This is a genomic window from Anaerococcus jeddahensis (assembly GCF_001182725.1).
GTDB classification, from domain to species: Bacteria; Bacillota; Clostridia; order Tissierellales; family Peptoniphilaceae; genus Anaerococcus; species Anaerococcus jeddahensis.
In genome coordinates, this window is record NZ_CWHU01000003.1 from 143141 (window position 1) to 157475 (window position 14335).

Annotated in this window: 13 protein-coding genes; 3 read left to right on the plus strand and 10 right to left on the minus strand. The window is 29.0% G+C overall.

The features are described from left to right. Positions 1-258: 258 nt before the first annotated feature. Genes BN2087_RS01155 through BN2087_RS01165 form a run of 3 tightly spaced genes read left to right on the plus strand, consistent with a single transcriptional unit; the run spans position 259 to position 2768 of the window. Positions 259-1233, plus strand: a complete 975-nt coding sequence (locus BN2087_RS01155; RefSeq protein ID WP_245190761.1) for a hypothetical protein — start codon at positions 259-261, stop codon at positions 1231-1233. A 23-nt stretch (positions 1234-1256) separates the two neighbouring features. Further along, positions 1257-2042, plus strand: coding sequence for a hypothetical protein (locus tag BN2087_RS01160; protein ID WP_049690069.1), 786 nt, complete (start codon positions 1257-1259; stop codon positions 2040-2042). Between the two features lie 9 nt (positions 2043-2051). After that, positions 2052-2768: a hypothetical protein gene (locus BN2087_RS01165; RefSeq protein WP_049690070.1), complete on the plus strand. Its 717-nt coding sequence runs from the start codon at positions 2052-2054 to the stop codon at positions 2766-2768. A gap of 86 nt (positions 2769-2854) precedes the next feature. On the opposite strand, the gene arsA is transcribed toward BN2087_RS01165, so the two are convergent. From arsA to BN2087_RS01215, 10 genes are all read right to left on the minus strand, one after another. Further along, positions 2855-4597 carry an arsenical pump-driving ATPase gene (gene arsA / locus BN2087_RS01170; RefSeq protein WP_049690071.1) on the minus strand — a complete coding sequence of 581 codons (1743 nt, stop codon included), beginning with the start codon at positions 4595-4597 and terminating at the stop codon, positions 2855-2857. A gap of 18 nt (positions 4598-4615) precedes the next feature. Continuing rightward, entirely contained in the window at positions 4616-4984 is a 369-nt protein-coding gene (arsD, locus tag BN2087_RS01175) for an arsenite efflux transporter metallochaperone ArsD (protein WP_049690072.1), read from the minus strand. A gap of 87 nt (positions 4985-5071) precedes the next feature. Next, positions 5072-5374: an ArsR/SmtB family transcription factor gene (locus BN2087_RS01180; RefSeq protein ID WP_049690073.1), complete on the minus strand. Its 303-nt coding sequence runs from the start codon at positions 5372-5374 to the stop codon at positions 5072-5074. Between the two features lie 389 nt (positions 5375-5763). Further along, complete coding sequence (locus BN2087_RS01185) at positions 5764-8175, minus strand: ATP-dependent Clp protease ATP-binding subunit (RefSeq protein ID WP_049690074.1); 2412 nt, start codon at positions 8173-8175, stop codon at positions 5764-5766. Then, entirely contained in the window at positions 8175-9143 is a 969-nt protein-coding gene (locus BN2087_RS01190) for an ATP--guanido phosphotransferase (RefSeq protein ID WP_049690075.1), read from the minus strand. Before BN2087_RS01190 ends, BN2087_RS01185 begins: the two co-directional genes overlap by 1 nt. Then, entirely contained in the window at positions 9140-9721 is a 582-nt protein-coding gene (locus BN2087_RS01195; RefSeq protein WP_049690076.1) for a UvrB/UvrC motif-containing protein, read from the minus strand. The genes BN2087_RS01190 and BN2087_RS01195 overlap by 4 nt, the downstream gene beginning before the upstream one ends. 2 nt (positions 9722-9723) lie before the next feature. Continuing rightward, positions 9724-10188: a CtsR family transcriptional regulator gene (locus BN2087_RS01200; RefSeq protein WP_049690077.1), complete on the minus strand. Its 465-nt coding sequence runs from the start codon at positions 10186-10188 to the stop codon at positions 9724-9726. Positions 10189-10542: 354 nt separating this feature from the next. Next, entirely contained in the window at positions 10543-11229 is a 687-nt protein-coding gene (locus BN2087_RS01205; RefSeq protein ID WP_049690078.1) for a zinc metallopeptidase, read from the minus strand. 1028 nt (positions 11230-12257) lie between these two features. After that, positions 12258-12923, minus strand: a complete 666-nt coding sequence (locus BN2087_RS01210; RefSeq protein WP_049690079.1) for a potassium channel family protein — start codon at positions 12921-12923, stop codon at positions 12258-12260. A gap of 9 nt (positions 12924-12932) precedes the next feature. Further along, entirely contained in the window at positions 12933-14300 is a 1368-nt protein-coding gene (locus BN2087_RS01215; RefSeq protein ID WP_049690080.1) for a TrkH family potassium uptake protein, read from the minus strand. Positions 14301-14335 lie beyond the last annotated feature (35 nt).

Consider the following 14335-nt stretch of genomic DNA (forward strand, 5'->3'; position numbering starts at 1 on the left):
TATCAAATACCAATGATTCTTGGGTGAAATTTTATTTATCCTTCTTTAAAATTTTTTTAATTACATTTATAATTTCAATATTGATATCTTTTATTTATAAATAGTTTTTAATTTTATAATTTAGTCACTTATTTGATTGTAAAAAATATATATGATTCAGAGTTTATTACAATTAAATTTATTGCATTGAATTTTATTTATCTAGATGATAAAATTAAAATATATTATGTAGAAAATTTGTTTATTGGAGGAAATTTTATGAAAAAAACTCTTGTAAAGATATTAATTTTGATGTTGGGTCTTGCTGTTGGTGGGGCAATCGCTTTTTTTCAATTTAAGGGAAGTGATAGAAATAATATTTTAAGTAAAAAAGATGGAAAGGTTGATACGACAAATGCTGATATAAAAGTAGAAATCAGTGGATTTGACGGATACGCTAAGGCAAAGCTTTCTAAAAATGAGCTTGAAAATTTGGATGTTGAATCTTTTAATGATGAGTATTCTACTGATGATATTCTTGATAATATTGATGTAAGTGTTAAGGCTGATAAAAAAGAAAATCTTTCTAACGGCGACACCCTTACTATTACTATGAATTTTAAAAATACATCTGACCTTAATATTGATATTACTAAGAAAAAAGTTGTAAAAAAAGTTAAGGTAAAGGGCCTAGAGAAAATCGTAAATTCTTTGGATGATTTTGACGAAGACACTCTTGATAGAATGCATGCTGATGCCAATAAGATTTTAGCAAAAGATTATAATGATCCAAAAGAAGGAACTAATCGTAGTTTTTATAATGGTGATAAGGTTAATTATGAATTTATTAGAAAAAATATTTTTGAAAAGAAACTTTCTGAAAAAGATATTTTAGAAAAAAACAAGTTTGATAATCAAAAAACTTATTCAATTGCCATGATTTACCAAGTTAAATATGATGAGGTAAAGGATACTGACTATGATTCTGACTCTGATAAAAGAATAATTACCAAAAAAGAAGAAAAAACAAAATATGTTGTTTTTGTTTTTGATAAAATCCAAGCAAATAACGGCGGAATAATTTATTCAACAAACAAGTCCTATGTTTTTGATAGTGAAGAAAAAGCAACAAATCAAGTTAAATATGATGGATTTTCATTAGTAGAAGTAGAAGAAGACCAAAAGACAGAAAGTAATGATAATCAAAATTCTAATGAATCTGATGAAAATAAAGATAATTCTTCAAATAAATAAGAGATTATCCTTTAAGGAGATTTATGAAAAAAAAATCAAAATTATTAGCCCTCTTTTTTCTAATTTTTATTCTTGCTGGATGTAATTTTTTTAAAAACGAGAAAAATATTAGCAATGAACAAATAAAAAAAGATGCCTTTGTAATGTATAATCCCAAAGGAATAAAAGATGAGAGCATAGAAATTTATAATAAATCTATGGCAAAAGATCTTTTTGAAACGACCTACGCTTATAAAATTTATGAAAAAAAGAATAAAGATCTAGAAAAAGCACGTGATTATATTATGGAAGAATGTGTGGATTATGCCAATAATTTGTATTTCGTGTATAGTCAAGATCTTGAAAAAATGAAAAAAAATAAAAGCATAAAGGCGAAGCTTCCAAAAGAAAATGGAGAAGATTTTAGGAAAAAAAGTCTTTATAAGACTCAATTGTTGGCAATTTGTGATACATCTTCAAGGCTTTATTATGCAATAAATGATTTAAAACTTGTAAATGATTTGATGGGAAATTCTCATGATGATTTGAAAATTTATGCCAAGGATTTTGTAGAAAGAAATGGGGAAAATTTATTAGATGATAATATGAAAGCTTATGGTTTAAAATACGATGAAAAGTCCAAAGAAACCATAGAAAAGCTAATAATTTCCTACCTAGATGACTTCAAATATGACCTCCCCCACAAAGACGGGAGCAAGGAAAATATAAAAATCGAAAAAGAAGTAAAACTTACAATGAAAACTCTTGGCGTTTCAAAATATTTCAAAGATTTAAAAAAAGCTGTAAGAGAAGTTTACAAAGAAGATTAGGTGAATTTTATGAATAAAAAAATAATTATTATTGGCTTAATTTTACCCCTACTTGTTTCATGTAAGAAAAATAAAAGGGTAATAGAAACAGAAAGTAGATCAGTTGAAAGCGTAGAAAAATTTTCAAGTAATAATAATCTTTCAAAAAATCAAAAAGTAAACGAAAAAAATGATTCAAATATCAAAAATAATGAAGAAGTAAAAAAAGAAGAAACTGATCCAATTTTCAATGAATTGGAGGGAAAAACTTTTGTTTACAAGCACGTAAATAATAGATATTACCAAACTTTAACCTTTGGGAAAAACGGATTTTTTAATTCAAAATATACTTTTACTCAAACAAACACCGAAGGTGGTCCTGATTATCAAAGTGTTTGCCAAATGCAAGGAAAATTTATTGTAGAAAACCATCTTGATGAAACTTGCTATATTTTAAGATTAACAAATCCAGCCGTAACTTCAAATACAGGAGCCACCGAGCTTGATTCAAATAATCAAATTGAATATAAGGATATAAAGGGCGGACTTAGCTTAGATGATTTAAACGGAGAAAATGAATTTCAATACCTCTACACCTTGTATCTTCCTGGAAGAAGTAAAGATAGTATGACCGATAAATTAAAACAAAATTTAGAAAATCTTTATATAAATTTTGAGGGACAAAGCCCTTACTATCTTCTAGTAAATAATAACAGCACAGCATTTTTTATTGAAGGATTAGAATAATTTTAAAAAAATAGGCTTAAATAAATTTTTAAGCCTATTTTTATACTAAAATTTAGCTAATTTAAATCATTTTCCAAATCTTTTAACTACTTTATTAAATCTTCTAAGACATCTCCACTTAATTTTTTAGGATTCCAACCAATTATAGCTAAATTTTCCTTTGTATGGTCATTTAAATAATTAATCCATTTTACTTCTTCATTTGCTTTTGATTTTAGGATTTTATTTGTTGTGTTTGAAGCATATAATGAGGAATTTATAAGCCACCATTTGCTAAAAATTCCTGCTCTTTTTAAATCTTCTTCAAGTCTTAAAGCTTCATAAACTGGAGTTGGTTCTGCAAGAGTCACTATTATTACTTCTGTTTCTTTTTCATTTTTAAGTCTTGGCAAAAGTTTTTTAGTTGCTTCTGGAATATCTCCATTTGAACGCATTATTTCTTGGTTATAACTTTGGGTTGATTCTAATAATAAAAGAGTGTGGCCTGTTGGAGCTGTATCAATTACAACTATTTCTTCCTCACTTTTTTCTACAAGATCTGCAAAAGCTCTAAAAACTGCTATTTCTTGTGTGCAAGGTGACCTTAAATCTTCTTCTATATAAGATAGATCATCATTTGACATAGTTTCTTTTGCCTTTTGTAAAACTTCTTTCCTATATTTTTCAAGCTCTAACTTTTCATCAATATGACTTACTGATAAATTTTCATTTTCTTTTATTGTATATTTTAAATGATCTGCTGGATCAGTTGTTGTAAGATGAACTTTCTTTCCTTTTTTTGAAAGTCCAAGAGCTATAGCCGCTGCCACAGTTGTCTTTCCTACTCCACCCTTTCCCATTGTGAATATAACTTTCTTATTATTTTTATACAAATTATCTATTATATCTTTTAATTTTTTATCAATTTTTATTTCTTTGTCAAAAGTTTTTTCTGTATAAGTATCTTCATCAAACAAGGACCTAAGTTTTGAAATTCCTGTTATATTATATCCTCTTAAAGGTATAAGATAATTTTGTAAATTTTTTAAATTTTCTGGCATTTTTTCTAGGGATTCTTTTTGTTTTTCATAATAAGCCTTGGATATTTTATCATCATATATAGTTAATAGGCCGTTTACCAATAATATTTGATTTTTAATACCTATATCTTTTAATTCCTTTGAAGCCCTATAAGCTTCTTTTAAAGGACCATCTTCTGGTCTTGTTACAAGGATTAAACTTGTTTTATCTTTATCAGATAAAGTTTCTACAGCTTTTTTATACATGCCTTTTTGACTTTCAAGACCTGACAATTGTCCCAAACAAGAAACACCTTGGGTATTATCTTCAATAAAATTATCCCAAGCTTGTGGAAGTTGTAACATTCTTAAAGTGTGGCCGGTTGGAGCTGTATCAAAAATAATATAATCGTATTTATCTTCTGTTTCTTTATCAGTTATATATTTTGCAAATTCATTAAAAGCTGCAATTTCTACAGTACATGATCCTGATAATTCTTCTTCCATTTTATTTATTACACTATCTGGAAGTTTACCAATATAGGGAGATACTATACTTTTCTTATATTCATCTGCTGCCTTAATTGGGTCTAAATTTGCAACAAACAAACCTTCTACTTCTTCAATTTTTGTAATTTCATTATCTAATTTTTCCACAAAAATATCTTGGAGGTTTGAGGCCGGATCTGTGCTTACCAATAAAACCTTAGATCCCTTGTCACATAAATTTACAGCTGTGGCACAAGCGGTAGATGTTTTTCCAACTCCTCCCTTTCCTGTAAAAAATATATATTTTCCAAATTTTATTTTCTCGGGACTAAATTTTTCCATAAAATACCTTTCTAAAAGTTAGCAACAACATCCACTATCAGAAGAACATCCACAAGAACTTTCTTCTTCATTTTTTTCATCAAGTTTTATAGATAAAATTTCTTCAAATTCTTCATTTGAAGGATATAATCCACTTTTTATTATTTCTTCATCAACCATTGTAAGAGGAAGAATATCTTCTCCCTTTTCATTCAAAATTTCATTTACTTTTTTATTTTCAACAAATTCTTGAGGGGCACTGTTAAGATTAAATCTTTTTATATCAATTCCTTTTTTATCTAATTTTTCTACTAGGCTTGACATTCTTAAAAGCTCAGGGTCAACACTTACCCCACAAACTCCTGTTGAGCAACACATTGCTGGTTCATATATTCTTATTTTTTTCATGATTTTCTCCTTAAATTTTTTTGAGGAAAGTTTTAATGTAAATATACATAGATACATTTGAATGTTTCTATGTAATTGGCAAAAAAATTATTTTTTGCAGATACAATCTGGACTAGATTTAAATATTTTTCCCAATAAATTATAAAGTTCATCTAGGCTTTCTTTGTTTACAATATAAAATACATTTTTACCTTCCTTGCGACTTTTTATTATATTCGCATCTTCAAGTTTTTTCATATCACTTGATAAGGTGGGTTGGCTTATATCAAATTTTTCTAGTATTTCACAAGCACAAAGTTCTTCGCATGATAGCATATCTACAATCTCAAGTCTTTTGGGATCACTTAGAACTTTTAATTTTTTAGAAATATTTATATACTTATTATCCATTTCTCTCCTCCACAAATTTATTCTACCACACATATAGAAATTTTTCTATATGTTTTTTCTTCCATTAAAAAAACTGCTGTAAATTTTAACAGCAGCCAGACTGTTGACAAAATAGAAACATTTCCCATTTCGACCGAGTGCAACGAGCGGAGAAATCTCGTGAGATCTCTCCATGCGTTCGTTTCACTCACACTAAAACACGTTTGCTTTACAAACTTCTTTGTGCTTTCGCACTTGGTTTTAGGGATAAATATGCCAAATCAAGGCATATTTATCTAGTCGAGATGGTACGTAGCTTAATTTTTATTTTAAAATAAAATATTATCTACATTCATACTTTGTCTACGCTCTGACTGCTGTAATTTTTTACAGCAGCTTATTTATATTTTTTAAGAAACAGGTATTTCTTCTTTTATTTTTTCTTTTTTGTTGGCAAAATTTATTTTTCCTTCTTTTACTGTAAGATTTATTACCATATCTTTTGATAATTTTCCTTCCAAAATTTCTTCTGCCAATTGGTTGTCGATTTTATTTGTGATATGGCGTTCAAGTGGTCTTGCTCCGTATTCTTTTGAAAATCCGCCTTCTGATAGTAAATCAATAACTCTCTTATTGTAATTTATTTCTATTCCAAGATTTTTAAGTCTATCTTTTGTTTCTTCAAGTAAAATTTTTGTAATTTCCTTGATAGCATTTTTATCAAGAGAATTGAACATTATTATATCGTCAAGCCTATTTATAAATTCTGGAGCAAAGGCATTTTTTATTGCCTTATTTATTATTTCCTTATTTGAATCATCAATTTCTTTTTCGAGATCTCCGGTTCCAAATCCAATTTTTGGATTTTGATTTAAGGATGAAACTCCAACGTTACTGGTCATTATTATAATTGTATTTTTAAAATCTACAGTTCTTCCTTGGCCGTCTGTCAAACGTCCATCATCAAGAATTTGTAAAAGTAAATTGAAAATATCTGGGTGGGCTTTTTCAATTTCGTCAAATAAAATTACAGAATATGGATGTTTTCTTACAGCTTCTGTAAGTTGGCCGCCTTCTTCATAACCAACATATCCCGGAGGAGATCCAACAAGTCTTGACACAGCAAATTTTTCCATATATTCACTCATGTCCATCCTGATTAGATTATCCATATCTCCAAATAAATTTTTTGCTAAAGATTTTGCAAGATATGTTTTTCCAACTCCTGTTGGCCCTACAAAAATAAATGAACCTATTGGTTTTTTTGGATCTTTTAAGCCAACTCTTGCTCTTTTTATGGCATGAGAAATTTTATCAATAGCCTTATCTTGACCTATAACTTCTTTTTTAAGGTCAATATCAAGATCCATATATCTTTGTTTTTCATCTTCTGTTAATTTTGTTATAGGAACTTTTGACCAAGATGAAACTATTTTTGCAACTTCATCGAAAGAAATTTTTAAATCAATTTTATTTTCTTCTTTTTCTTTTTCAAGTTTTTCGCGTGCTTCATTAATTTGATCTCTTAGACTTGCTGCTTTTTCAAAATTTTGCTCATTTATGGCCTGATTTTTTTCTTCAACAAGCTTATCTAAAATTTCTTTATTTGAAACTTGGTCCTTGTTTTCCTTGTAATTTTTGATTCTTTCTTTTGAACAAGCCTCATCAATTACATCAATTGCCTTATCTGGCAAAAACCTGTCTTGGATATATCTTTGTGATAAATCTACAGCAGCTTTTATTGCCTCATCTGTAATTTCTACCTTGTGGTGGCCTTCGTATTTATCTTTTAATCCTTCAATTATTTTTATCGTGTCATCTTTGTTTGGCTCTTCAACATGAACTGGTTGCATTCTTCTGGTTAAGGCTTGGTCTTTTTCTACGTGCTTTCTATATTCATCAATTGTTGTCGCACCTATAATTTGAATATCGCCTTTTGCAAGAATTGGTTTTAAAATATTTGCCGCATCCATAGATCCTTCGCTTGCTCCAGCTCCCAAAACCATATGAAATTCGTCAATAAATAAAACTACATCGTCCCTGTCTTCAAGTTCTTCAAATAATTTTTTTAATCTTTCCTCAAAATCTCCACGATATTTTGTTCCTGCAATCATGCTTGCAAGGTCAAGAGAAACAATAGTTTTTTCCTTCATAACAAAAGGAACCCTTCCCTCAACAATTCTTTGAGCAAGTCCTTCAATTATTGCAGTTTTTCCAACTCCTGGATCTCCAATTAAAATCGGATTATTTTTTGTTCTTCTTAAAAGAATTTGAATAACTCTTTCAACTTCCCCATCCCTTCCAATAACTGGATCAATTTTTCCAGCCTCTGCCAATTCATTTAAATTTTTGGAAAATTTTTTAAGATTTTCTCCCAAACTATTAGAAGAATTTGAAGAGTCTTCTTCATTTTGCAAACGAATCAAATTATCCCTGATAATTTTTTTATCAAGACCTGATAGCATAAACATTAAATTTGTAAATGAATCTTCGTCATTTAAAATTGCAAGAAGAACATCTTCCTCGCTTGCAGAAACTTTTTTTCTTTTTTGGGCAAAAAGTCTTGCTTTACCCAAAATTTGTTTTAGCTTATTAGAATATTCTTTAGCTGGCCTTACTGCAGATCCCTTGCCAATATTATTTATTACAATTGATCTTAAAAGTTCGTAATTTGCACCGGCTTCTTCCAAAGCCTTTGTCGCAAGAGAACCAGTTTTCATAAGGGCCAAAAGCAAATGTTCTACACCTATATAATCATGGCTAAGAGAATAGGATTCTCTTCTGGCAAGGCCAGTTAGCCTATTTAATTTGTTGTTTTCCATTATCTAGCCTCCATATATGAATTTAAAAATTCATATCTTTCACTGTCACGGTTGCCCTTGTACTTATCCTTTGAAATATTAAAAATCAAATAATCAATTTCTTGATTTGATAATTTTGTTTTAAAACCCAAAACATTATATTTTTTTAAATCATAAAGACAATTTACCATGCTGGTTAGGGTCTTTAAATTTTTACTTTCCAAATTATCTTCCAAAATTTTTATAGAATCTTTTATATCTTCATCATTTAATCCATTTAAAGATTGGAAATCTCTCCTAAATCTTCTCTCATTTCTAATAATTATATCGATATTTTCTTCAAAATTTTTCAAATATTCGTCCATTTTTTCCCTATAATTTCCGAAATTTTTCAAAATATAAATATCATCATCATAGGATTTAAAATAATCTGGGACAAATCTTGTAAGAAAAATTCCATCGTGGGCAAGGCTTGATTTTAAAGTTAGAAAGGCTTGGGTGTTATCCAAAAGCCCAAATAAAAACAATTTTAGCCTTATTTCAATTCCATTTCCAGAATTTCTTCCAAAACTTGTCAAATATCCATATTGAGGAGAAAAAGAAAAATCAAATTTTTCATCTAATTCTTTTTCAATATCCATTGCCCTATCATAGGCAAATTTTAAATCCCCATCAAAAGTCGAAATATTTATAGAAATATGGTCGCTGTCATTAATAACCAAAATATAATCATCTTTAAAAACAAGGCCAATCACGGCTTCCTTGTTTTTAGAATCAGGAGAAATTTTTCCTGCATTTATAAGTTTATTTAGGGTATTTTCATCCATCTCATCAAGAAGTATAAGCTCATCCCCATAAATTTCCCTAAATTTTTCAATAATTTCAAGAGAATCTTTTTCCGAAAGACTTATAGGAAAATTATAACCTTCAATATTTCTTTTCAAAGATAAGTTATTTTCAAGTACTATGTCCTTGTAATAATCTATCAATTTCTCACCTTCATATTCAATTCATCTATTTTTTCTTTAAGATCTTGAGCCTTCTCAAAATCTTCAACTTCAACTGATTTTTGCAATTCTTCTTGCAAGTTTTTAATTTTTATAGCCACTTCCCTGAAATCCCTTTGTTTTCTTGGGAATTTTCCATCATATTTTTTCAAATTATTTACGGCCCTTAAAATTTCACCCGTAAGTTTTTTATCAATTTCATAGCAATGTGGACATCCAAAAACTCCACTTTTTATATTTGTAAAAGAATTTCCACACTTTGGACAAGTCTCTTCTTTTAATGATGAAAAATAATCATAAGAAAAATTATTTTTTGAAATTTTATAATCATAATAAGAATCAATAATTTGATCAAGGCTTGGAATAAATTTATCAACCAAACTCTTCCAATCAAAATTATTCATATCAAGATTTTTAAAATCTCCATCCAAAAGAAGATTTGGATCTCCTTTTGATAATTTTTCCATACAATCATTACACAAGTGGAAGTCATGTTCTGTGCCATTTATTATTGCTTTTACGGTTACATTTGCCTCGTTGTCGCATCTATCGCACTTCATATTTAACTCCTTATTAGAAAGCTCAGTAAAATATTTTTTACTATATCATGCCTTACTAAATTTCTCTTATCTTTTTCTACATTCATAAGGGACTTATCAAGGATAGCATAGACTGCAATTCCCAATTCATTTTCGTCCATATAGCCCTTGTTGAAAAGTTCTGTAAAAAAACTTTTCGCCCTTTCTTCAGTTAATTCTTTATCTAAATTTTTAATAATATATTTTATATAATCGTCTTCATCTTCAACTATAGTAATAATTCTTATAAAACCGTTGCCGCCTCTTTTGCTTTCGATAAGATATCCGTTGTAAGGGGTAAATCTTGTTGAAAGCACATAATTAATTTGGCTTGGAGAGCACTCAAATCTTGTTGCCAAATCATTTCTTCCGATTTCAACAAAACCATCTTGAGTATTTTCCAAAAGAGCCTTTAAGAATTTTTCTATATCAGACGTTAGTCCTGCCATAGATTTACCTCGATTTCTTTGACTTTCTCTGACCTTTCAAATAATAAATAAAGATTCCTATGAATCTTATTTTTATTGTACACTAAAATAGTAGAGATTCAAGAATCCTAAAAATTAATCAAAAATACAAATAAAAAAACAAGGCTAAAAATAGCCTCAGAGCGTATACAAAGTACAAATTTAAATAAAATTTTGTTTTAAAATAAAAATAAAGCTAAGTATCATTTCGACTAAGTGAGTGAAACGAACGCATGGAGAAATCTCATGAGATTTCTCGACTCACTACGTTCGCTCGAAATGGGAAAAATTTGCTTTGTCAAAAGTCTAAGTCTAAAAAATTAGCCTTGTAAATTTTTAATCATCTCGTCTGTTTCCAAATAAAATCCATAATCTTAAAAATTGAAGGGCAGTTGATAAGGTTGCTGCAACATAAGTTAGGGCTGCAGATTTTAGCATATCTTTTGCATAATCATTTTCAACTCCAACAAGCATGCCAGATTCGTCCAAAACTTTTAAGGCTCTTCTTGATGCATCAAATTCTACAGGAAGAGTAATTATTTGAAAAATTAATACAAAAGAAAATAAAAATATTCCAATACTTATTAATTTTCCCATTGAAAGAAAAATTCCCAACAAAATCAAAGGAAAAGATAATTTTGATCCAATATTTACAGCCGGAACTATATAAGATTTAATTTTTAAAGGAATATAACCTTCCTTGTATTGAATAACGTGACCGCACTCGTGAGCTGCAACTGCAAGAGATGCAATTGAAGTATCTGTCATAGAAGTTTCTGACAAGGCAATTTCCTTACTAATAGGATTAAAATAATCAGACAAAGATCCCCCGATTTTTTTAATAGAAATATCATTGTAAGAATTAGTAGATAAAATATATCTAGCAGCATCAAAACCTGTTATAGATTTTTGAGTTTTTATTTTTTTATACTTATCAAATTTTTTTTGAATATTAGCTTGAGCCAGACTACTAATAAGAAGTCCAATCAAAACTAGGACATAAGTTCTGTCAAAATAAAACATAATTTTCTCCTTTTATTTTTTTCAATATACTATAGGGATTTTTTATTTCAATTGGAAAAATAAAATACTAGAAAATTAGAAAAATAAAATAAAAAATAATAAAAGAGATCTCTCGACTAGGCTCGAGATGGGGTATTATTGGATTTATATTTGTGCTAAAGGATAAATTAAAATAATTATCTGAGAAATTTTAAAACTATTATTATATATAAACTCAAACGAAGAAGTTCCCATTCCGACCATAGTGGAGAGATCTCATTGGTTTGGTTTATTTATGGATTTTGTAAATTAATGGATAAAGTTAATAAAAGAGATTTCTCGACAAAGCTTGAGATGGGTAATTATTGTATTTATGTATTGGCTAAAGTATAGATTAAATTTTGAGAAATTTTAAAACTATTATTATATATAATCTAACGAAGAAGTTCCCATCCCGACCGAAGTGGAGGGATCTCATTGGTTTGGTTTATTTATGGATTTTGTAAATTAATAGATAAAGTTAATAAAAGAGATCTCTCGACAAAGCTCGAGATGGGTGGTGCCCTATTTAATTTAAATAATTATAATTTTTAAAAATAGACTTTGTCTTTATCGTGAAAATTCAAAAATTTAAGCCAATAAAAAATAAAAAGCATCTCGACTAGATGATTGTGCTTTGATTTAGCACAATCATCCCTAAAATGAAGTGTGAAAGCACGAAAAAGTTTGCGAAGCAAACGTGTTTTAGTATGAGCAAAGCGACTGCGTAGAGAGATCTCATGAATTAAATCTGCAAAAAATAAATAAAATCCTTGAAAAATTTACCAAAATAAAAAGACCCTTGACGGGTCTTTTTATAATATAGAAAAGAATAAGTTAGTCCTAGTTTTCTATAGGGAAAACTATAAGGAATTAATAATGAAAAACCTAGCTATTTACTAGCTAATATTATTATAACACGATTTTTCTTAAATGCAAACTTTTTTTTGCAAATTTTATATCCTTATAATTTCAATCTTTATATGAAAAATTTTCGTTTTCCTGTTTTTTTATTTATACCTATCAACTTCTTTTTGAAGCTTTTCTGCATGTTCACTATCTCCCAACAAAACCAAAGTATCATCTTTTTCAATTTTCCAATTTGCCTCGGGATTTATTACCAATTCTCCATCTCTTTTGTAGGCTATTACCATCATTTTATATTTTTTTCTAAAATCTATTTCAGCCAAAGTTTTTCCAATAATATCATTAAATGCTTTTAACTCTAACATGGAATAATCATCAGAAAAATGGAAAAATTGGAGAAGATTTGATCCTGCTATGCTTCTTGCAAGTTTTTCACCCATATCTATTTCTGGAAAAATTATTTGATCTGCTCCAATTTTTGTCAAAATTCTTGCATGATCTTTTGAAGTAGCTTTGGCTATAATTTTTCCAACATTATGGTCTTTTGCAAAAAGTGTTGCCACCATTGAAGCTTCAAGACTTTCTCCTGTAGCAACTACTACCACGTCAAAATTTCCCATTCCCAATTCTTCAAGGGCCTTATCATTTGCAATATCGCATTGAACGGCGCTTGTTACCTTGTCAGAAATATTTTGAACTAAATCATAATTTTTGTCGACCGCCATAACTTCCAAACCGTCTTCGTAAAGTTTTGTTGCAACTCTTTCTCCAAATCTACCGATTCCTAAAACTATTACACTTTTGTCCATTTTTTTCTCCTAACCTATACTAATATTTGCTTCTGGATATCTTATATATTTTGTTGATGACTTTAGTCCAATTGAATAAGCCATGGTCATAGGTCCTATTCTTCCCAAATACATGCAGCAAGTTATCAAAATTTTTCCAAGAATTGAAAGATCTCCCGTAATTCCCCTACTTGCTCCAACTGTTCCAAAGGCTGATGCCACTTCGTAAGCAATATCTAAAACTTTAAAATTTTCACTTAAAGATAAAATAAATATAGCCAAAAATATTAGCACAAAATAAACCATTATAATTGCAAGGGCCTTTCTGATTGTTTTTGAGTCAATGTGTTTATTAAAAATTGTAACTTCATCTTCTTCTTTAAAAATTGAAATTGTCGATAAAGCCAAAACTCCAAAAGTTGTTGTTTTTAAACCACCAGCAGTTGAGCCTGGAGAACCCCCTATAGTCATCAAAACTATTAACAGCAAAACGCTTGTGTCGTGCATTTGATTTAATTTTACAGAATAAAAACCCGCTGTTCTTGCAGAAATTGATTGGAAGGCTGATTGCAAGATAGAATTTTTAATTCCTTCTTGATACAAAACTCCTCCAATTTGTCTTTCAATTAAACAAAAAACAAGTGTTCCTACCACAATTAAAAAAGCACTTATTATTAAAACTAATTTGGCGTGAGTTGATAATTTTTTGAAAGATTTTTTTCTAAAAATTTCTGCTGTAACCATAAAACCAAGTCCGCCAATTACAATTAGGCTCATTAAAGTTACATTTATTAAACTATCATTTCTGTATGGATAAATTGAATCTCCCAAAAGATCAAATCCCGCATTACAAAAAGCAGAAATTGAATGGAAAATTGAATACCACAATCCCTTTGCCATGCCAAAAATTGGCACAAAACGAAAAGACAATAAAAATGCTCCAAAAAATTCTACCAAAAATGTAAAAACCAAAACATGCCTAAATAATTTCATAATTCCTTGAAGGGTTTCGATATTTAATTGCTCTTTTAAAATTTGCCTTGATTTTAAGCCGATTTTTTTTCTCAAAAGTAGGGGAAAAAGTGTCGCCAAGGTCATTACACCAAGGCCTCCAATTTGAATTAAAAATAAAATCAAAACGTGACCAAAAGTATTCCAATGCTCTGCAGTATTTACAGTTGTAAGTCCTGTAACACAAGATGCTGATGCTGCTACAAAAATTGAATCAATTAAATTTGTAGGCTCTCCGCTTCTTGTAAAAATTGGAAGGGATAAAATACATCCCCCAATTGAAATTAAAATCGCAAAGCCCAAGGTCAAATATAAAGGTGGATTTGAAGTAATCTTATCCGACAATTTTCCCAAAAAATTTTTTTTATTTCTTCTAGTATTTTTCATTTTCTTTCCTTAATATGATTAATAAAATTAAAGTC